At 60.2% G+C, this 20,275-nt stretch carries 19 protein-coding genes; 8 read left to right on the forward strand and 11 right to left on the reverse strand.

Annotated elements, in window-relative coordinates; translation table 11 throughout:
• The first annotated feature begins 107 nt into the window (after window positions 1-107).
• Window positions 108-416, forward strand: a complete 309-nt coding sequence (locus ABTV22_RS18845; RefSeq protein WP_433736008.1) for a DUF6124 family protein — start codon at window positions 108-110, stop codon at window positions 414-416.
• 807 nt (window positions 417-1,223) lie between these two features.
• Here the strand turns inward: ABTV22_RS18845 and betA are convergent.
• From betA to speB, 4 genes are all read right to left on the reverse strand, one after another.
• Window positions 1,224-2,912, reverse strand: a complete 1,689-nt coding sequence (betA, locus tag ABTV22_RS18850; protein ID WP_433736009.1) for a choline dehydrogenase — start codon at window positions 2,910-2,912, stop codon at window positions 1,224-1,226.
• A gap of 3 nt (window positions 2,913-2,915) precedes the next feature.
• On the reverse strand, window positions 2,916-4,469 hold the full coding sequence (locus ABTV22_RS18855) for a purine-cytosine permease family protein (protein ID WP_433736010.1): 1,554 nt from the start codon (window positions 4,467-4,469) through the stop codon (window positions 2,916-2,918).
• 217 nt (window positions 4,470-4,686) lie between these two features.
• Window positions 4,687-6,198 (reverse strand): aldehyde dehydrogenase family protein, encoded by a 1,512-nt coding sequence (locus tag ABTV22_RS18860; RefSeq protein WP_433736011.1) that lies wholly within the window; start codon window positions 6,196-6,198, stop codon window positions 4,687-4,689.
• 28 nt (window positions 6,199-6,226) lie between these two features.
• The gene (speB, locus tag ABTV22_RS18865; RefSeq protein ID WP_433736012.1) at window positions 6,227-7,231 is read right to left on the reverse strand and encodes an agmatinase; all 1,005 of its coding nucleotides are present in this window, start codon (window positions 7,229-7,231) and stop codon (window positions 6,227-6,229) included.
• A gap of 151 nt (window positions 7,232-7,382) precedes the next feature.
• On the opposite strand from speB, the gene ABTV22_RS18870 reads away from it, so the two are divergent.
• From ABTV22_RS18870 to ABTV22_RS18885, 4 genes are all read left to right on the forward strand, one after another.
• Entirely contained in the window at window positions 7,383-8,306 is a 924-nt protein-coding gene (locus tag ABTV22_RS18870) for a LysR family transcriptional regulator (RefSeq protein ID WP_433736013.1), read from the forward strand.
• 445 nt (window positions 8,307-8,751) lie between these two features.
• Window positions 8,752-10,008 (forward strand): serine hydroxymethyltransferase, encoded by a 1,257-nt coding sequence (glyA, locus tag ABTV22_RS18875; protein ID WP_433736014.1) that lies wholly within the window; start codon window positions 8,752-8,754, stop codon window positions 10,006-10,008.
• Window positions 10,009-10,293: 285 nt separating this feature from the next.
• Complete coding sequence (locus tag ABTV22_RS18880) at window positions 10,294-11,055, forward strand: M15 family metallopeptidase (protein ID WP_433736015.1); 762 nt, start codon at window positions 10,294-10,296, stop codon at window positions 11,053-11,055.
• Window positions 11,052-11,774 (forward strand): L,D-transpeptidase family protein, encoded by a 723-nt coding sequence (locus ABTV22_RS18885; protein ID WP_433736016.1) that lies wholly within the window; start codon window positions 11,052-11,054, stop codon window positions 11,772-11,774. The genes ABTV22_RS18880 and ABTV22_RS18885 overlap by 4 nt, the downstream gene beginning before the upstream one ends.
• A 9-nt stretch (window positions 11,775-11,783) precedes the next feature.
• Here the strand turns inward: ABTV22_RS18885 and ABTV22_RS18890 are convergent, their stop codons facing one another.
• A complete protein-coding gene (locus tag ABTV22_RS18890; protein WP_433736017.1) occupies window positions 11,784-12,902 on the reverse strand; it encodes a sterol desaturase family protein in 1,119 nt (372 codons plus the stop codon).
• A 325-nt stretch (window positions 12,903-13,227) separates the two neighbouring features.
• Window positions 13,228-13,950, reverse strand: coding sequence for a gamma-glutamylcyclotransferase (locus tag ABTV22_RS18895; protein WP_433736018.1), 723 nt, complete (start codon window positions 13,948-13,950; stop codon window positions 13,228-13,230).
• Between the two features lie 249 nt (window positions 13,951-14,199).
• On the opposite strand from ABTV22_RS18895, the gene ABTV22_RS18900 reads away from it, so the two are divergent.
• Window positions 14,200-14,841, forward strand: coding sequence for a TetR/AcrR family transcriptional regulator (locus ABTV22_RS18900; protein WP_433736019.1), 642 nt, complete (start codon window positions 14,200-14,202; stop codon window positions 14,839-14,841).
• Window positions 14,842-14,946: 105 nt separating this feature from the next.
• Here the strand turns inward: ABTV22_RS18900 and ABTV22_RS18905 are convergent, their stop codons facing one another.
• Together ABTV22_RS18905 and ggt are read right to left on the reverse strand one after the other, a co-directional pair.
• Window positions 14,947-15,480, reverse strand: a complete 534-nt coding sequence (locus tag ABTV22_RS18905; RefSeq protein ID WP_433736020.1) for a cysteine hydrolase family protein — start codon at window positions 15,478-15,480, stop codon at window positions 14,947-14,949.
• 68 nt (window positions 15,481-15,548) lie between these two features.
• On the reverse strand, window positions 15,549-17,276 hold the full coding sequence (ggt, locus tag ABTV22_RS18910) for a gamma-glutamyltransferase (protein ID WP_433736021.1): 1,728 nt from the start codon (window positions 17,274-17,276) through the stop codon (window positions 15,549-15,551).
• A 147-nt stretch (window positions 17,277-17,423) separates the two neighbouring features.
• Here ggt and ABTV22_RS18915 point away from each other — a divergent pair, with 147 nt between their 5' ends.
• The gene (locus ABTV22_RS18915; protein WP_433736022.1) at window positions 17,424-17,945 is read left to right on the forward strand and encodes a methylated-DNA--[protein]-cysteine S-methyltransferase; all 522 of its coding nucleotides are present in this window, start codon (window positions 17,424-17,426) and stop codon (window positions 17,943-17,945) included.
• 158 nt (window positions 17,946-18,103) lie between these two features.
• Here ABTV22_RS18915 and ABTV22_RS18920 read toward each other — a convergent pair whose 3' ends face one another.
• Together ABTV22_RS18920 and ABTV22_RS18925 are read right to left on the reverse strand one after the other, a co-directional pair.
• Window positions 18,104-18,694 carry an NUDIX domain-containing protein gene (locus ABTV22_RS18920; protein ID WP_433736023.1) on the reverse strand — a complete coding sequence of 197 codons (591 nt, stop codon included), beginning with the start codon at window positions 18,692-18,694 and terminating at the stop codon, window positions 18,104-18,106.
• A gap of 64 nt (window positions 18,695-18,758) precedes the next feature.
• Window positions 18,759-19,196, reverse strand: a complete 438-nt coding sequence (locus tag ABTV22_RS18925) for a hemerythrin domain-containing protein (RefSeq protein ID WP_433736024.1) — start codon at window positions 19,194-19,196, stop codon at window positions 18,759-18,761.
• Window positions 19,197-19,341: 145 nt separating this feature from the next.
• On the opposite strand from ABTV22_RS18925, the gene ABTV22_RS18930 reads away from it, so the two are divergent.
• The gene (locus tag ABTV22_RS18930) at window positions 19,342-19,773 is read left to right on the forward strand and encodes a GNAT family N-acetyltransferase (protein WP_433736025.1); all 432 of its coding nucleotides are present in this window, start codon (window positions 19,342-19,344) and stop codon (window positions 19,771-19,773) included.
• Window positions 19,774-19,896: 123 nt separating this feature from the next.
• Here the strand turns inward: ABTV22_RS18930 and ABTV22_RS18935 are convergent, their stop codons facing one another.
• Entirely contained in the window at window positions 19,897-20,247 is a 351-nt protein-coding gene (locus tag ABTV22_RS18935; protein ID WP_433736026.1) for a hypothetical protein, read from the reverse strand.
• Window positions 20,248-20,275 lie beyond the last annotated feature (28 nt).

Below are 20,275 nucleotides of genomic sequence, written 5' to 3' on the forward strand. Positions count from 1 at the left end.
TTCGGCGCGCCGGTAAATGCTGATCTCCCCGGTCTACTAACCTGCTTACAGCCGCCACCCTTCTTTTAGTAGAGAAGTGCTGGCGGCCCATCAGGAGTAATCAGCATATGGTCAAACCCACACCAAATCCGCCGGAATCCGATCCGGCAACATCCGAACGCATCCCTTCCTACGCCGACATCCGCGCCACTTCCCGCAAGCCCTGCACAACCTTCATCGTCAACCCCGAACTTGATACCGAAACGCTGCTGGCCCATGCCTGTGAATCACTGGCCTCGGCCAATGTCATGACACTGGATCTGGCGGATAGAACGGAAGGGACGAGTCGCAATACGCTGCTGGGCATCGCGCAAGTCATCATGCTGGGAGAGTTGGCGGTCAATAGGGCGCTGGATCGGATTGATCCGCCTGAGTAGGAAGGCAAGACAGACGTCCTGCGCAGATCAACTGTAGGAGCAAAGCTTGCTCGCGATGGACAAAAGAGCACCGCAGGGTGTCAGGTTGCCAGCGTTATCGTTGACGACCATCGCGAGCAGGCTCGCTCCTACAAGGGAGCAGGTACATCCGCGAAATCAGGTCGGCTGTCAGGCCGCCTCGCGATGCCTTTGTGTCAGGCAACCTGGCATTTGTTGACTGAGTACCTATCCATTGCTGCGGTAACGGCAGCTTATGGTTCCGCCCTGACACCGGGGGAGTCCCTGTAGGAGCGAGCATGCTCGCGATGCACGACAGAACACCGCGGGGTGCCAGGCTGACAGCGTTGTCGTTGACGACCATCGCGAGCAGGCTCGCTCCTACAAGGGGGTTGAGGTAAATCTGGAAGAAATTGGTCGGCTGTCAGGCCGTCATCGCGGGCAAGCCTTGCTCCTACAAGAGCAAGAGCAGATCACGAACACCCCATCCGCTCTTCACCACTCAATAGGCCGAGTGTCAGCTCGCCTGCGGCTCTTGATCTTGATCCACCCGCCCCTTCGGGAGGCTGAATGCCGGAGCGAAGGAACCCCGAGCCTTGGCGAGGGGCCGGACGCTCGGGGCGAGCCTTTTTTTGCTTATCTTTTTTTTGGCGTTTGAAAAAAAAGTAAGTCGCCGTAAGGGCGAAACCCTAAGTGGCCGTTACCGAAGCAATGGATATGTACTCGGTCAGCAAGAGACAGGTCGGCTTCCAGGCCGCCTTCGCGGGCAAGCCCGCTCCCACAGGGGATCGGGGTGCCCGCCAAATAGAATCAGACCCGCACATTGCGCCCCGGCAAGGAGGAGCGCTGGCTGTTCTCCCAATTCTCCACCAGCCCCACCGGAACATTCGCCGCTGGCAGCATTTTCTTCCCGCGTACCAGATCCGACGCCCGTTCGGCCAGCATGATGGTCGGGGCATTGAGGTTACCGTTCGGCTCGGTCGGGAATACCGAGGAGTCGATCACCCGCAGCCCGGCAATGCCATGCACCCGCAGTTCGGAGTCCACCACCGCCATGTCGTCCTCACCCATGCGGCACGAACCACAAGGGTGATAAGTGCTTTCGAGGTTTTCACGGACGAAGGCGTCGATTTGCTCGTCGGTTTGCACCAGCGGACCAGGGGCGATTTCGCCGTCGCGGAAACGGTCCATGGCCTTCTGACCAATGATTTCGCGGGTCAGGCGGATGCAGCGGCGGAAGCCTTCGCGGTCTTCTTCGCGTTGCAGGTAGTTGAAGCGAATTTCCGGATGCTCGTAAGGATCGGCCGAACGGACCCGCACATACCCACGGCTTTTCGGTTTGTTCGGCCCGGTCAGCACCATGAAGCCGTGGCCCTTGATCGGCTTGTTGCCGTCGTAGCGCATCGCCGCCGGCAGGAAATGAAACTGAATGTCCGGCCAGCGCAGCCCCTTGTCGGAGCGAATGAAACCACCGGCCTCGAAGTGGTTGGTAGCGCCCAGCCCGTCCTTGAACAGCAGCCAGCGCAAACCGATCATCAACTTGCTCAGCGGGTCCATTTTGCTGTTGAGGGTCACCGGTTCCTTGCAGCCGAACTGGATGTACACCTCGGCATGGTCCTGCAGGTTCTCCCCCACCCCCGGCAGGTCATGGTGCACGACGACTCCGGCTTTGCGCAGGACCTCAGCCGGACCGATACCGGAGCGTTGCAGCAGGTGCGGTGAACCGATCGGGCCGGAGGAGATCAGCACTTCGCGGTTGCAAAACACCTGGTGGGTCTGGCCATCGTGGTCGTACATGACCCCTACCGCGCGCTTGCCTTCGAGGATGATCTGCCGGGTCATGGCGTGGGTGATCACGGTCAGGTTCGGCCGGTCCATGACCGGGCGCAGATAAGCGTTGGCCGTCGAGCAGCGAACGCCATTTTTCACGGTCATGTGCATCGCGCCGAACCCTTCCTGCATGTAGCCGTTGCAGTCGTCGGTCTTGATGTAGCCCGCTTCGGCACCGGCTTCGACCCAAGCCCCGTACAACGGGTTTTTCATGTGGTTGCCGCTGGTGGTGTGCAGCGGCCCGGTTTGTCCGCGATAGTTGTCGCCCCCGGACTCGAAACTCTCGGCACGCTTGAAGTACGGCAGGCAGTTTTTATAACCCCAGCCCTGGGCGCCGAGGGATTCCCACTCGTCGAAGTCATAGGCGTGGCCACGGATGTAAACCAGGCCGTTGATCGACGACGAACCACCCAGCACCTTGCCCCGTGGGCAGTGAATGCGTCGGCCATCCAGGTAGGTTTCCGGCTCGGTTTCGTAGCGCCAGTTGTACTTCTTGGTGTTCATCGGAATCGAGAATGCGCTGGGCATCTGGATCACCACGCTGCGGTCGCTGCCGCCGAATTCCAGGACCAGCACAGACGTGGCCGGGTCTTCACTCAAGCGATTGGCCAACACACAACCTGCTGAGCCGGCGCCAATGATGATGTAGTCGTATTTTTGCGTAGCCATGATTTATCTCCGAACCGCCGACTCGTTGAACAGGCTGAGCGAATCGCCGGTGGTGTATTGCGGACTGGTTTTTTCAATCTGCTGAATGACGGTTTCTTCACGCGCAAGGTCGATCGAGCGGCTCAGCCAGTAGTACGCCAGCCCCGATACGATCAGCCCCACCAGCCAGGCGATGTCGATGCTGCCCAGGGCCTTGGCCAGCGGGCCGACATACACCTCGCGCTGCTCGACGCCGTCGAAGATGTAGAAGAACGGAATCATCGAGACGAAGCCGATGGCGTACGCGAGGATGCCGCGCAGGCCCCAGCTGCCGTAGATGTTGCCGTGGGGCATGAAGAAGTGCGGGATGGCGTAGCGGCCCTTGCGCACAAAGAAGTAGTCGGTGAGGTTGACCGAGGTCCAGGGCACCAGGAAGTACAGCATCACCACCAGGTAGATACCGAGCACCGACAGACCTTTGCCCGAGCTCTGGATGCTCAGGGCCACACCCAGTTGCAGCAGGATCACAAAAGCGATGGCTAGGATCCGCGCCTTACGGGTCGGCTCGATGTGCTTGATCGAGTCGACACAGGTCAACGTGGTCAGCTTGGCGCTGTAGATGTTCATCGCGATCACCGGCAGGAACGCCAGGATGGTGATGACCACCACTGCCGTGCCCATCAGCGGCGACACCGTATTGCCGACTTGCCCGAGGGCTACCAGCACGTCAGTGGAGTGCAGGTGATCGGCCAGCCAGCCGCCCACGGAAATCATCCACGCACCGGACAACGACGCACCGAGGAACACCACGGCAATCAACTTGCCGCTGGAGGTGTTCTTTGGCAGGTAACGCGAATAGTCGGAGACATAGGGCGCGTAGGCGATGTTGTAACTGGCGGCCGCCGCGAACTGGGCGATGAAGCCGGTCCAGTTGAAGCCCAGGGGTGCCGGGGCGACTTCGCCTTCGGCCATTGCCGGCAGTACCGCATCCGGCACCCAGCCCATCAGCACCGCCAGGGTCACCAGACCGTACAGCGGCAGCGACAGGTACAACGCCCATTTGAAGCTGCGGTGCATCCAGTCATGGCCGAGGATCGCCAACACCGCTGCCGGTATCGTCACCGCCACGGCAATCGCGGTAGGGCTGAAACCGAACAGCGTGTGCAAGCCCTGCATCATCAGCACCAGGTTGACGATGTTGAACCCGGCAAACACAAACAGTGTCGCCAGCAGCACCAGGATCACTCCGCGATAGCCGAATTGCGCGCGGGACTGGATCATCTGCGGCAGGCCCAGGTGCGGACCTTGCGAGCCATGAAAGGCCATGAACAGCGTGCCGAACATGATGCCCAGCGTGCCGGCCAGGGTGGTCCAGAGCGCGGTCAGGCCAACGCTGGGGCCAACAAAACCGATGGTCATGGTGAAGAACGTAAAGTTGCCGAGGAACCAGAACGGACCCTGGCTCGACAGTTTGTCGGTGCGCTCGCTTTCGGGGATGAAATCGATGGAATGACTCTCGACCACAGATTTGTCGTCGAGGATGGACACACTCGGAACAGGCTTGGCGTCAATGTTCATGATTGTCTCTTATTGTTGGAAGATCATGACGAGATAACCGCATTGTTTTGGCGCGTCCGTGCCGATACCCCTGTAGGAGCGACCTGCGGCGAGGGGATTTATCCCCGTTGGGGCGCGAAGCGGCCCTTGAAAATGGGACTGCTACGCAGTCCAACGGGGCGGTGCGACGTTTCGCTAAATCCCCTCGCCACAGTCCGCCCCCACAAAGGGGACCGTGTCAGCCGGGCAGCGTGATCCACACCGCCTTGGTTTCGAGCAGGTAATCGAGCTGCTCCGCGCCCAGGTCCTTGCCGAACCCTGACTGTTTGTAGCCACCGAACGGCATCGATGGGTCGAGGGTGCCGTGGGCGTTGACGTAGACCGAACCTGCCTTGAGCCGTGGAATCAGGCTGTGCACCTTGCCCAGGTCGTTGGAATACAAAGCCGCCGCCAAGCCGTAGGCCGAGTCATTGGCCATGGCCAGCGCCTCTTCTTCATCGTCGAACGGCGCGGTCACCAGTACCGGGCCGAAGATTTCTTCCTGGACGATGCGCATGTCGTTGCGGCAATGGGCAAAGATCGTCGGTTCGACAAAGAAGCCCGGGCCCTCGACAGGTTGGCCGCCGTAGACCAGTTCGGCGCCTTCACGCTTGCCGGTCTCGATGTACTCGGTCACGCGCTGTTTCTGCTGGGCCGACACCAGCGGACCGATGAAGCAGTCCGGGTCCATGCCGGGTGCCATTTTCAGGGTCCGGGTATAGGCGATCAGTTCGCGCAGGAATTCGTCGTAGACGCTGCGATGAACATAAGCCCGCGTACCGGCATCGCACACCTGCCCCGAGTTGAAGAACACACCGTTGGCGACGGCTTGCGCAGCGGCCGGAATGTCCGCATCGGCCATCACGATTACCGGTGATTTTCCTCCGAGTTCAAGGGTTAGTCGCTTCATTTCGTCCAGCGCGGCGCGGCCGACAGTGCGGCCCACCGGAGTCGAGCCGGTGAAGGTCAGCTTGTCGATACCAGGGTGAGTGGCCATGGCCGCGCCGACCACGCTGCCGCGCCCGGTGACGATGTTGATCACGCCGTCCGGGATGCCCGCTTCTTGCACCAGCTCGGCAAAACGCAGGGCCGACAGCGAGGTCAGTTCAGCGGGTTTGACCACCACGGTGCAACCTGTGGCCAGCGCCGCGCCAAGCTTCCAGGCCATGGTTTGCAGGGGGAAGTTCCACGGCACGATAGCGCCGACCACCCCCACCGCTTCCTTGCGGGTGTAAGCCAGGTAATTGCCCGGCAGCGAAGGTTCGACGGTGCGGCCATGGAGCTTGGTCGCCCAACCGGCAAAATAGCGCAGGGTATCGACGGTGCCCTGGATGTCGACGCCTTTGGCGAAGACCACCGACTTGCCCATGTCGATGGATTCGATTTGCGCCAGTTCCTCGGCGTTTTCTTCAATCAGGTCGGCCAGGCGCTGGATCAGCCGTTCGCGTTCCGCCGGCTTGGCCTGGCTCCACGCACCGCCGTCGAACTGGGCGCGGGCGGCTTGCACGGCGCGGTCCAGATCCTCGACGGTGCCCATGGGAATGCGGGTGATCAGGCCTTCGGTCGATGGCTCGATGACGTCCGAGGTCTGGCCGTCACTGGCTTCGATCCAGGCGCCGCCAATGAACATTTTCTGGACCTTGCCGAGGAAGGTCTGGGTGGCTTCGGATACACCGAATTTCTGCAAATACTGCTTAACGATCGCGTCCATTTTCAGGCTCCTCTGTGTGGCGGTCAGGTCACGCCGTGGCCGTGGTGGTTTCGTTCTTCACCGACCGCGCCTGAGCGCGCTCGTGGAAGATGAAGCCGATGCTGTTGAGCAGCAGTTGCGCGGCGAGGATCGAGGTCATGCCGGTCGGGTCGTAGACTGGAGCCACCTCCACCAGGTCCATGCCGACGATGTTGCCTTTGCTGCGCTTGGCCAGTGCCTGGATGATTTCCAGCACTTCGTAGTAGAGGAAGCCGCCGTGGCTGGGGGTGCCGGTGCCGGGGGCGATGGACGGGTCGAAGCCGTCGATGTCGATGGTGATGTAGTAGTTGATGTTCTGCGGGATCAGCGCCAGCACCCCGTCGACACCGAGCCGGCGAACATCGCGCACCGAGAGGATTTTCGAGCCGGCCGCGTGGGCGGCTTCGTAGTCATCGCGGTTGGAAGAGGACACGTTGCGGATGCCCATCTGGGTCATGCCGACGATGTGGTTCATTTCCGAAGCACGGCGCAGCGGGTTGCCGTGGCCGTAGCGAACGCCATGGCGCTCGTCGACGAAGTCCAGGTGCGCATCGAAGTGGATGATGTGGATCGGGCCGCGGCCTTCGAACGCCTGAATCACTGGCGCGTGCACCGAGTGATCGCCGCCGAGTACCACCGGCATGACCCCGGCATCGAGGATCTTGCGCACCGCGTATTCAGTATTTTGGTTACTGGTGACCATGTCGGTATGAACGATGTCGGCATCCCCGACGTCGACCATGCGCACGTCGGCGGCGGTCAGGTACATGACGTCGTCTTCGTGGTCGTAGGCGCCGGCATGGCCGAAGGAGAACAGCGTCGATGCCTCGCGAATGCCCCGTGGCCCGAAGCGTGCGCCGGAACGCCACTGGGTGCCCATGTCGTTGGGTACACCGAGGATCGCCACATCGGCGTCCAGCGCATCCCAGTCAGTGCACACCGGGGATTTTCCGAAGGTGCAATGGCCCACGAAAGGCAGGTTCAGGCGACCGGATTCATAACCGTTATTGGACATTTCAAGCCTCTCCACTTCTTGTTATCGGCTCAGCGGACTGCAGGGCGACCGCCGTTGGAGTGACTATGAGCGCAGCTTTTCGTGGAAAAAATGCTAAACATCAGATACTCATATCGGCATTGCCGATGTATCCACACGCCGGAGGTCCAGGGTGATTCAACTGCACGATGTTGACCTGAAGTTGCTTCGGGTATTTGCCACGATTGTCCGTTGCGGCGGGTTCTCCGCAGCGCAGGCGGCGCTGAATGCCGGGCAGTCGACCATCAGCGAACAGATGACCCACCTGGAGACTCGCCTGGGGGTCAAGCTCTGCCAGCGCGGGCGCAGTGGCTTTCGCCTGACCGAGCAAGGGGTGGCGATTCACGAAGCCACCCAGCGCCTGCTCTCGGCGGTGGAAAACTTCTGCATGGACGCCGACGTGCTCAAGCAGCACATCAGCGGCAAACTCAACCTGGGGATCATCGACACCACCATCACCGACCCCGATTCACCGATCCCGCGCACCACCCAGCGCTTCGTATCGCGGGGACACGATGTGCACCTGAGCGTGTATGTCGGCGAACCTGCAGAGCTTGAGGAGCGGGTACTCGATGGCCGCCTGCACCTGGCCATCGGGCATTTCCCGATCCATGTGCCGGGGCTTGAGCATTCACCGCTGTATCAGGAAGCGCTGGGGTTGTATTGCGGGCGGCGGCATCCGTTGTTTGGAAACCTGGCCGAGGGCGATGAACTGCTCCAGGAGGTCAGCACCAGCCGCATCGTGGTCCGTGGCTACATGCAGCAATACGATCTGGAACACCTGGGTGTCAGCAAGGCCGCGGCGACCGTCGACAACATCGAGGCCCTGGCGATCCTGATCATCTCCGGTGCCTACCTGGGCTTTCTGCCGGCGCACTTCGCCGCGCAATGGATCAAGACCGGCGAGATGCACCAGCTTGCCCCCAAGAGCCTGCAACTGATGTCGCCCTTCGACGTGATCACCCGGCGCGGCACCGCACCGCCGCCGATTCTTCAGGCGTTTCTCGAGGACCTGGCGGCCTGTTCGCGCAAAACGCCGTCGCCCGACAAGCACTGACATCTCACTGTTCTCGCACGGCCCTAATGTAGGAGCTGCCGAAGGCTGCGATCTTTTGTTTGTGTAAAAGCAAGATCAAAAGATCGCAGCCTTCGGCAGCTCCTACCGGGTTTGTGTATGCAAATCGATACACCGTAGTGAAATCGAGACAAGCCTCTGCCCCCCCGCCGACCCCGGACTTCATCCGCCAATGCCTGCCTGACTGTATTGTTTTCATTACAGTGATTTTGCGCCAATCTAACCACAATTCACCTAAGTCATTGTTCTAAAACAAATTACCAACTCTGGCATCACCCTTGCGAACACCGACTCCCGACAACAACGCAACCCTGTAGGAGCAGAGCTTGCTCGCGATGACGGCGTCACCTTCACCGACGATGTCGCCTGGCAGATGGCTATCGCGAGCAAGCTTCGCTCCTGCAGGATTAATCCCAGAGGGCTTCACATGTTCAGCAAGCACGACCAGATCAAAGGCTATGACGACGAACTGCTGGCGGCGATGAACGCCGAGGATGCGCGACAAGAGCATCACATCGAGTTGATCGCTTCGGAGAACTACACCAGCCGGCGGGTGATGCAGGCCCAAGGCAGCGGCCTGACCAACAAGTACGCCGAGGGCTATCCAGGCAAGCGTTACTACGGCGGTTGCGAACATGTCGATGTGGTCGAGCAGCTGGCGATCGATCGTGCAAAAGCGCTGTTTGGCGCCGACTACGCCAACGTGCAGCCGCACTCCGGCAGTCAGGCCAACGCCGCGGTGTATCTGGCGTTGCTGCAGGCCGGCGACACCGTGCTGGGCATGAGCCTGGCTCACGGCGGCCACCTGACCCACGGTGCCAAGGTGAGTTTTTCCGGCAAGTTGTACAACGCCGTGCAGTACGGTATCGACACCGCGACCGGGCTGATCGACTACGACGAAGTCGAGCGCCTGGCCGTGGAGCATCAGCCGAAGATGATCATTGCGGGGTTCTCCGCCTACTCCAAGACCCTCGACTTCCCGCGCTTTCGGCAGATCGCCGACAAGGTTGGCGCGTATCTTTTCGTGGACATGGCCCACGTCGCCGGGCTGGTCGCTGCCGGTCTGTACCCGAATCCGATTCCGTTCGCCGACGTGGTCACCACCACAACCCACAAGACCCTGCGCGGTCCCCGTGGCGGGTTGATCCTGGCCAAAGCCAACGCCGAGCTTGAGAAAAAACTCAACGCCGCGGTGTTCCCCGGAGGTCAGGGCGGTCCGCTGATGCATGTGATCGCAGCCAAGGCCGTGTGTTTCAAGGAGGCGCTGGAGCCCGCCTTCAAGACCTATCAGGCGCAAGTGATCCGCAACGCCCAGGCCATGGCACAGGTGTTTATCAAGCGCGGTTACGACGTGGTTTCCGGCGGCACCGACAACCACCTGTTCCTGGTCAGCCTCATTCGTCAGGGCTTGACCGGCAAGGACGCCGATGCCGCATTAGGCCGAGCCGGCATCACCGTGAACAAGAACGCCGTGCCCAATGACCCGCAATCGCCGTTCGTGACGTCGGGCCTGCGCATCGGCACGCCGGCGATCACCAGCCGTGGTTTCAAGGAGGCCCAGAGCACCGAACTGGCAGGCTGGATCTGCGACATCCTCGACCACCTCGGCGATGCCGATGTCGAGGCCCAAGTCGCTCGTCAGGCGGCGGCGATGTGCAGTGACTTCCCGGTCTATCGCGACTGATTACAACGCAAATCCTGTAGGAGCGAAGCTTGCTCGCGATGCGGAATATCAGGCAACTCTGATGTGTCTGACACGCCGCTTTCGCGAGTAAGCTTCGCTCCTACGGGCAGCGTAAAACCTGTAGGAGCGAAGCTTGCTCGCGATGCGGAGCATCAGGCAACGCTGATGTTTCTGACACACCGCTTTCGCGAGCAAGCTTCGCTCCTACGGGATTGACGTTCACAACGCAATGGATTTCAAGCCATGATGGGCTGACACGTCATGCACTCATGGAGAACCGGCACGATGCCACTTGTCACTCGATCAATGCTTCTGTGCGTTTGCCTCACCCTGCCCGGCCTCGCTACCGCAGAAGAAAAACCCGAACACATGATCTATCTGCGCACCCTCGATCCGTCCATCGAGCAGGACATCCGCTACGCCAGTGCCCATAACTTCACCGGTCATCCACTGGATGGTTACCAGGCGCCTGAGTGCCTGTTGTCGTCGGACGCAGCCCAGGCCCTGACCCGGGTGCAAGCGGCATTGCGCACGCAAGGCTATGGCTTGAAAGTCTTCGACTGCTATCGGCCCAAACGCGCGGTGGCGGACATGGGGCGTTTTGCCACGCAGCCCGGCGACCCACGCAAAGCCGAGTTCTATCCACGGGTGGACAAGCAGGATTTCTGGCGCCTTGGTTATGTGGCCCGCAACTCCAATCACTCCAAAGGCAACACCGTCGACTTGACCCTGACCGGGCCGGATGCCCTGCCCGCCGACTCCTGGACGTCTTCGGCCGCGCCAGTCGATTGCACCGCGCCTTACGGTCAGCGCTGGCACGACGGTGCCGTCGACATGGGCACCGGTTTCGACTGTTTCGATGAGCGCGCCCATACCGACTCGAAATCGATCAGCACGACCGCCATGGAAAATCGCCAGCGATTGACCCGCGCCATGGCAAAAGAGGGATTCACCGGTTACGCCACCGAGTGGTGGCATTTCACCTATACCGACGATGGGGCGTTGAAGGACGCCATGGACTTCCCCATTACGCCGTTAACGCCATGAGCCGGTTGAACAAGGCCTGCTCGCTGCTGCTCCTGCTATTGCCTTGTGCTGCAATGGCGCAAGGGCTTGAAGGCAGCGATCAACTGATCGTGGTCACCAGCCAACGCTGGGACGATACCCAGGGCATTGCCCAACGCTATGAACGGCACGGCAACGCCTTCGAAAAACATGCAGCGGCGTTTGCAGTTGTACTGGGCAAGAACGGCATGGGCTGGGGCAAGGGGTTGGTCGATCCAGCGAACTTGCAGGGACCGGTCAAGCAGGAAGGCGACGGCAAGGCACCCGCCGGGGTTTTCAAACTGGGGACCGCGTTCGGCTACGACCCGACGGCGCACACCCGACTGCCCTACCTCGCGCTGACACCGAGCATCGAATGCGTGGATGACAGCCAGTCCGCTCGTTACAACACGTTGCTCGATGGTTCGACCATCGCCAGAGACTGGAACAGCTCCGAACACATGCGCCGTCAGGACGAGCTGTACCGACAAGGTATTTTCATTGAGCACAACACGCCGGCATCCCCCGCCGCCGGCTCCTGCATTTTCTTCCACATCTGGCGCGGCCCGACGATGCCGACTCGCGGCTGCACGGCCATGGCGCCAGCGGATATTGCTGAGCTGTTCAGTTGGCTGGACCCGCGCCGGAACCCGTTACTGGTGCAATTGCCCGAGGCCGAATACGACCGTTTGCGTGAGCGCTGGAAGCTTCCCGAGCGTTGAATCGACGAACTATCTGTGGCGAGGGAGCTTGCTCCCGTTGGGTTGCGCAGCAGGCCCATTTTTTGAGGCCGCTTCGCGCCCTGTCGAAAGCAAGCTCCCTCGCCACAGGTTCAATGGTTGATTTGAGCGATGGCGTTTCAACTGATGGAGCTTGCGTGCAGTCTCGATAAACGGCGTCACGATCAGGCTGTAGAGCGTCAGGTAACGCCCCTGATCCGCCTCCCCAGTGCCGAAGCGAATGGCTTCGGGCTTGGATTGCGTGACGTAGAGCGTGCCGAACATCCAGTCCCAGAGTGACAGGTTGACGCCGAAGTTCTTGTCGAAGTGCCGGGGCGCGTCGCTGTGGTGCACCTGATGCTGGGCCGGGCTGTTCAACACATGCTCGACCACCGGCCCGAACGACAGCCAGACATGGCTGTGCCGCAGGTTGGCGGCCAGCGCGTTGAGGATCAACACTATGTAGGTCACGCCAAACAGCGTGTAGCGGCTGATTTCCCCACCGCAGGCGTACCAGAAAAGGCCGGCAAAGGCGCTGAGGAACACAAGATCGATCAACCGTTCGATCATCTTCTCCACAAAGTGCAACCGACTGGCGGTGGCCGGGACCAGCACCGGTGCCGAATGATGGACTTTGTGGAACGCCCACAGGTAACGGGAATGGTAGGCGCGGTGGGCCCAGTAATGCAGGAAGTCCTGCAACACAAACACCCCCAGCCCGTAGAGCAGGGACAGCGCCAGGTGCTCTTCAACCTGAACCCGAGCGCCCCACAGTTGCGTGAAAAAGCGCACGTAATCCCCCGAACGCAGCACGTACGGATCCACCAGGCCGACGATGGGCACCACCAGCATGACTTTCAGGATCGCGCGCACGAAGTAGTAGCGGTAATCGAGCAACGCCGAGGGGTGGAAATGCACGTGGTTACCACCGATGAATTGCCAGAACGTAGGTGCATCGGTCAGCCCGCGGGATTTGCGCCAGCGGAACAGGCCGTACGCAACGGCATAGGAGGTGAAGAGAAAGGCCAGGCAGAGGCGGCCATTAAGGTCGAAAAGGCCGAGGAACTGGTCGCTGACGGGGGCGATCACCCATCTGAACAAGTATTGGTAAAGCAGTGCGAAAGCATCCATAAACAGCGGCCCGGGAAAGTAAAACATTTCGGTTGATCAAGAAAACGACGCGGATACTAATGAACCGTCCCTTTCCAGCCAACACCCTTCCACTGTCGACAGGCATGTAGCCCGTCTTCCCGATGATTGCCATATCACCGAGTGTAGACGCTATTGCGGATGCTTCTTGCTCACAAATGTACAAATCGACACCGAACCTGTGGGAGCTGGCTTGCCGGCGAAGGCGGTGTGTCAGGTAACGTTAATGTCGGGAGAGCCGACGCCTTCGCGGGCAAGCCCGCTCCCACAGGGATTGAGTACACCCACACCTATGTGCATCGAACTATCAAGGCGTTTTTGTCGCTAACATCGCCGCTTCAATCTCCTCGGCCACCAGGCTTTCGATGCGGCTCATGTTGCGATCACGGATGCCTTGCTCGCGCAGCATGGTCACCGTGCGGAACAGGTACTGCGCCGCCGAGCCCCAATGCCCCGCCGCGCGGGCCAGGACCTGCGCGACCTTGTCCATCGGCAACTTGCCCGCGTAGGCCTTGCCGTCCCGCGCAGCGACGAAGGCCAAGGCTCGCAGTGGCCCGGACGCGGTTTTAACGGTTATCCAGCGCGGGACATTGGTCGGCGGGTTGGCGTCGATTTCCCGGACCAGCAACAGACCTATTTGCTTGAAGTGATCCTGTGCCGGCAGTCGAAAGGCCACTCCCTGGCAACTGCCGCCACGGTCAAGGGCCAGCATCAGTGCTGGCAGCTCGCGGGTGCCGCGCCAGCGGGTCAGGGTCAGGCAGAACGAGCGATGCCAGCCATAGGCAGTGGCGCTGCGGCGCTCTTCGAATTCGAATTCCGGAGCCCAGATCAACGAACCGTAGGCGAACACCCAGAGATCCTGCGGTGTGTATTCACCCAGCAAGGACTCGACCATCGCATCGAACTCAGCCGGCGTGTGCTCGCAGGTACCCGGCTCGGGCCCCGGATCGGGCTCGAACCGTTCGACTCGGGCGACCAGTTCCGCCGTCAGGTTTCGTCGGGGGGATGGCCGGTTTTTGCCTGCGTCCATATTCGCCTCTCAATATGGATCCAACTCGTCGTTGATCAACGTGAAAGACTAGCAGTGCACGACGAAATGTCCCGAGCCGGACGTCACCGCACAGGGCATTTCAAGCCATACAACTATTCAAGAAAATCATTGACGGCCATATCGACCTGACCATCGGTTACTTCTGAGACCGCACCATTTAACTTCATCGCTGGCCCCACCGCTATATATTTTTGTATATTGCGAGGCTCAAATCGCCAAGACCTGCCCATGAGCCGCATTCGCCAACACAATCAACAGCTGATCCTGGAAGCCGCCAGTGCGGAATTCGCCGCCAAGGGATTCGATGCCACCCAGACCCGCGACATCGCAGCACGCGCGGGCGTGCCGAAGGCGAACCTGTATTACTACTTCCACAGCAAAGAGAACCTCTACGCCAAGGTGTTGCTCGGCTTCGTCGAGCCATTGCTGCAAGCCTCGGCGGCGCTGCGCGAGAGCGATGACCCACTGGTGGGTCTGTCGGCCTACATCACCGCGCGGATTCGCATTGCCAGCGAGCATCCGCACATTGCCAAGGTGTTCAGCGGGGAGTTGCTGCTGGGGGCCAGGCATTTACCCCAGGAATGCCGCGACCTGCTGTACGCCGAGGCCCGACGCAACGTCGAATGCCTGCGCAGCTGGATCGAACGGGGTTTGTTGGCACCGGTCGACCCGGAACATTTGATGCTGTTTATCTGGTCGGCCACGCGCACCTACACCAACCTTGGTTGGCAGATGGCGCATATCACCGGGCGGGAAACGCCGGTGGATGTGGATTATCAGCAGGCGGCAGCGACGATTACCCGGTTGGTGCTGGGGGGCGTGATGCCGGAGGTTGTGCGTGAACCCAAGGTGCTGATGTTTGCCACTTGAGACAGAGCGCGCTCTTGTAGGAGCTGCCGCAGGCTGCGATCTTTTGATTTTTAGAAGCAAAAGATCGCAGCCTGCGGCAGCTCCTACAGGGGAAATTCGGGGCTTTCAGAAGCGGATTTTGCTGGCCGGGACGACGTCGATGCGCGCCACCGAACTGCTCAGGTCCGCCCAGTCCTTGTTGTGCTCGGCAATGATGTCTTCGGCATGGGTGTTGCCGTTATCGACGGTGGAATGCGCGTCGGCGGCGAGTACCACGTCATAGCCCATTTGGTGCGCCTGACGCAGCGTTGCATTCACGCAGTAATCGGTCTGCAGGCCACAGATGACCAAGCGTTCGACGTCCTGCACCGGCAGCAACTCTTGCAGGTTGGTTTGATAGAACGAATCACCCGTGGTTTTGCGTACGCGATGATCGTCGGGAGAGGTTTGCAACCCTTCGGCCAGTTGCCAGCCTGGAGCGCCGTGTTTCAGCAGATCGCCCTCTTCTTCGTGCTGGATCAGCACCACCGGCACCCCGGCTTTTCTCGCCCGGTTACTCAGGTCGTTGATCGTGTCGATGACGCGCCCGATCTCGAAACACTCGTACTCACCGGAGCACAGGGCTTGCTGGACGTCGATGATTAACAGTGCGCTGGTCATGGTTCCTTCCTTGAAAAGTCAGAAGATCAGGGGACGAACATAAGCCCGTCCCCCTGCAAACACAACCGTCAGTAGCCCAGCGACAAGCCGGTACCGCGCCGTGGGTCGTTGGCCCCGTAGAAACGGTTCTTGCCCACCGGTTTACCGCCCAGCGAAGGTGCGCCGACGAGGATCGCCGCCAAGTGGTTGGCGTCCTGGGGACCTGCAAACTTGTGGCCCCAGCTTTCGAGGATCTTCACCGTGTCGGGACTGGTGGTGAAGTTCTCCAGGTTGGTTTCCTCCGGCAGCCATTGTTGGTGGAAGCGTGGCGCGTCGACCGCCTCCTGAATGTTCATGCCGTAATCGATCACGTTGAGCATGGTCAGCAGGGTCGCGGTGATGATGCGACTGCCACCTGGCGTACCGACGACCATCACCACTTTGCCGTCCTTGGTGACGATAGTCGGGCTCATGGACGACAGCGGCGCCTTGCCGGGGGCGATGGCGTTGGCTTCGCCCTGCACCAGGCCGTACATGTTCGGCACGCCGACTTTCGAGGTGAAGTCGTCCATTTCGTCATTGAGAATGACCCCGGTCTTGCTGGCCATGACCCCGGCACCGAACCAGTCGTTGAGGGTGTAGGTCACCGACACCGCGTTGCCCCACTTGTCGACGATGGAGTAATGGGTGGTGTTGCTGCCTTCATGGGGCGCCACGCCGGGCTTGAGTTCCTTGGAATTGCCGGCCTTTTGCGGCTGGATGGCTTCGCGCAGCTTGGTCGCATAGTTCTTGTCGAGCAGGTGGGCAATCGGGTTTTTCACGAAATCCGGGTCGCCCAGGTAGCTGTTGCGGTCGACATAGGCGTGACGCATGGCTTCGATCTGGTAGTGCATGCCCTGGGCCGAGTGATAGCCCAGATCCTTCATCGGATAGCCTTCGAGGATGTTCATGATCTGGCAGATCACCACACCGCCGGAGCTGGGCGGCGGAGCCGAGACCACGTGATAGCCACGGTAGTCGCATTCAATCGGCGCCAATTCACGGGTCTTGTATTTATCGAGGTCGGCCTGGGTGATGATGCCCTTGTTGGCCTGGCTGGAGGTGACGATGGCGTCGGCCACCCAGCCTTTATAGAAGCCGTCAGCCCCCTTCTCGGAGACTTCCCGCAGCGTTTTGGCCAGATCTTTCTGTACCAGTTTCTGCCCGACCTGCATCGGCTCGCCGTTGCTCAGAAAGATCGAGCCGGAATCCTTCATGTCCTTCTTGAACATGTCGGTGCCTTCATGCAGCAAGTCGACATCCCCCTGATCCAGCTCGAAACCGTCTTCGGCGAGCTTGATGGCCGGGGCGATCACGTCCTTGCGTTGTTTGGTGCCGTACTTCGACAGCGCCAGCTCCATGCCCGAAACGGTACCGGGCACGCCGACAGCCAAGTGGCCACGGGTGCTCAATTCCGGAACGACATTGCCCTCCTTGTCCAGGTACATATTGGCGGTGGCGGCAAGCGGCGCTTTTTCGCGGAAATCGAGGAATGTCTTACGCCCGTCCGCGAGCTGGATCGTCATGAAACCGCCGCCACCCAGGTTGCCTGCCGCGGGATACACCACCGCCAGCGCATAACCCACCGCGACGGCGGCATCCACGGCGTTACCGCCACTTTTGAGCACATCCACACCCACATGGCTGGCCAGATGTTGGGCCGTGACCACCATGCCGTTCTCCCCCGCGACTGGGGCTACGGAGGCCGCGTGGGCAGTAAGGCAGCTGAGTGCCAAGGAAGTCGCCAACAGCGATTTGGCAAAAGGTTCGTACTTCATGAGTCGGTCTCTTTTTGTTTTAGGGCTCTGTCCAAACAGAGGGAAGGCTTCAAGAGCAGTACGAAGTATGGTCAAGATTGCGCATTGCGCCTCCCCGGCGAGGCAGTATCCTTAACGCTTGTTCAACAGTTCGGCGTGGCCCCTGGCATGACTTACACCTACATCACCCTGGCATCTCCAGTCGGCGAGTTGAAGCTGGTGGCGAACGGCTCGCGACTGGCAGCCATCCTCTGGGAAAACGACAAACCCGACCGGGTGCGTCTGGGACCGATGAGCGAAGCGCCGGGCAACCCGATCCTGGTGCGCGCCGCCGAGCAACTGCGTGAATACTTCGCTGGCACTCGCCAGCGTTTCGAACTGGAGTTGGATTTTGCCGGCACGGCGTTCCAGAAGCAGGTCTGGGCAGCGTTGCTGACCATCCCGTTCGGCGAAACCCGCAGCTACAGCCAGATCGCCGAACAGATCGGCAACCCGAGCGCAGTGCGGGCGGTGGGCGCGGCGAATGGCAAGAACCCGATTTCGATTGTTGCGCCGTGTCATCGGGTGATTGGTGCTTCGGGGAAGCTGACGGGGTTTGCCGGAGGGCTGGAGGCGAAGGCGTTGTTGCTGACGCTTGAGGGAGGTGAGTGGTCTGAGACTGGCACGACCGGCGATTTGTTTTCGAGCTGACCGATTCCCTGTGGCGAGGGGATTTATCCCCGTTCGGCTGCGAAGCAGCCGTAAAACGTTGAGAACGCGATATACCTGAATGAATGTAATGGAAGGGGATTAGGGCCGCTACGCGACCCAACGGGGATAAATCCCCTCACCACAGGACAGGGTGCGACTCAATCCGCGAAAATGTTTTTCATCGCCGCGTACTGCAGCAGCATGATGGTCTTGGCATCGCAGATCTCCCCCCGATAGAACGCTTCAAGGGCTTTATCGAACGGCCACTCCAGCACTTCCAGTTCCTCGGTTTCCTCTTCCAGCCCACCCCCGTCACTGACTTTGGACGTCGCATCGTACTCAGCGATAAAGAAGTACAGCTTCTCAGTGACCGAGCCGGGGCTCATATAGGACTCGAACACCTTCTGCACATGGTGCACGCGGTAACCGGTCTCTTCTTCAGCTTCGGCGCGGATGCGCGCTTCGGGTGCGGCGCCTTCGAGCAACCCCGCCGCCACTTCAATGAGCAAGCCGTCATGGCCGTTGACGAATACCGGCAGCCGGAATTGCCGGGTCAGTACCACAGTCTTTTTTTCGCGACTGTACAAAAGAATCGCCGCGCCGTTGCCACGGTCGTAAACCTCTCGGGTCTGACGTTGCCACTCACCGTTGTTACGCAGGTAATCAAAGGTGATTTTCTTGAGTAGATACCAGTCGTGGGACAACACCCGGGATTCGAGGATGTTGACCCGTTCGGCTGTGTTCGACATGAAAACGCGTCCTGTTGTTTCAGAGAATCGATAGCTTAGGTGAAAACGCCCGACGCTTGTTTATTCAAGCAAGCTGCGCCTTGTATTCCTTCACGTATTGGCCCGCCAGTGTTTCCTTCTGCTTGTCGTCGAGCAGCTTGCCGGCCATCTGGAAGAACTTCTGCTCTTCTTCCTCAAGGTGGTGGTGGACCTTGTCGGAGAGTTTCTTCGCCGTCGCCAGCCAGGCTGGGCTGGACATCTCGGTCTCGTCGAGGTCCTCCATCATTTCATCCATTTCGTGATGCTCGGCGATGGCGTGGCGACTGAGGTCGACACCGTTGTCGAACTCCATCAACGGGATGTAGAAATGCCGCTCTTCGGCGGTTGCGTGGGCCTGCAATTCAGACTTGAGCTGTTGGTAGGCCTCCACCCGCTCCGGGGTGTCGCCGCTGGTTTTGATCAGCGCTTTGGCATAGGTACGTTGGCGCTCGTGGCTTTCACGCAAGGCTTCGAAAATATTCACGACATGTCCTCAGGGGCAGCGTTCTGGAATCACGCTTCTTGAGGCTAGACATCTGCGCGCTGGCGACGGTTCCACTTTGGCTCGGGGATAGATCAATTGCCATGACCGCGATAGGCTGCGGTTTCACTGCCATAAGGATATCGCCATGCCCTTGAGAATCGAGTTCTCGCCAACCCCCACGGAAGAAGAACGCCAGGCCATCCTGCGACCGCTGCGTGCCTATAACGCCTCCAAGGCCGACGGCGCCATCCCCGAGCACATTGCCTTGCTGGTACGCGACGAAAACGACGAGATCCTCGGCGGTCTCTACGCGCGGCTGTTCTATCAGTGGCTGTTCATCGATTTGCTGTCGGTACCGGAACAGGCACGGGGCCAGGGCATGGGCACGAAGCTGATGCAAATGGCCGAAGACTTGGCGCGGGAGAGAAAGTGCATCGGGCTGTGGCTAGATACCTTCGAATTCCAGGCACCCGAGTTCTACAGAAAATGCGGTTACAGCGAGATCGGGCACATCGCCGACTACCCGCCGGGGTTCAAGCATTTCTTCTTTCAGAAGCGTTTGATCAACGACCAATAATCTGTAGGAGCGAGCGATGCGGCGACCCGACTTGCCCGCGATAGCGTCAGGTCAGTCGACATCAATGTTGAATGATCTGGCGCCATCGCGAGCAAGCTCTGCTCCTACAGGGTTATGCGTTGATCACAGGCAAGTTGCCAACGCCGCCAACCGGCGCTTGGCGACGAAGTCGTCTTTTTGCGCGTAGTAACTCAACACGGTGCCCGAGGCATCGGTGGTCACGTCCACGAACGACTCCGCCGAACGGGTGTACACGGTCGTACGGCCTTTCTCGCCAGTCTCCAGATAGCCGCTGGCATCGACTCCGAACACCGCTTCGTCCTGCCAGGAAAACTGCACGCACTGGGCCACGTCTTTTGCCGGCTTGTCCGAGTTGAGGGTCTTGTACGGGGGGTTGCTGCGGGCGTCGCTCATCACCGAGCCTGCGCACCCGGCCAGCATTGTCACGGCCAGCGCCACCATCAGAATTCGCATTGCATTCGCTCATCGGGAAAAAGCGGAC

It is taken from the genome of Pseudomonas putida (assembly GCF_050990305.1).
GTDB classification, from domain to species: domain Bacteria; phylum Pseudomonadota; class Gammaproteobacteria; order Pseudomonadales; family Pseudomonadaceae; genus Aquipseudomonas; species Aquipseudomonas putida_AH.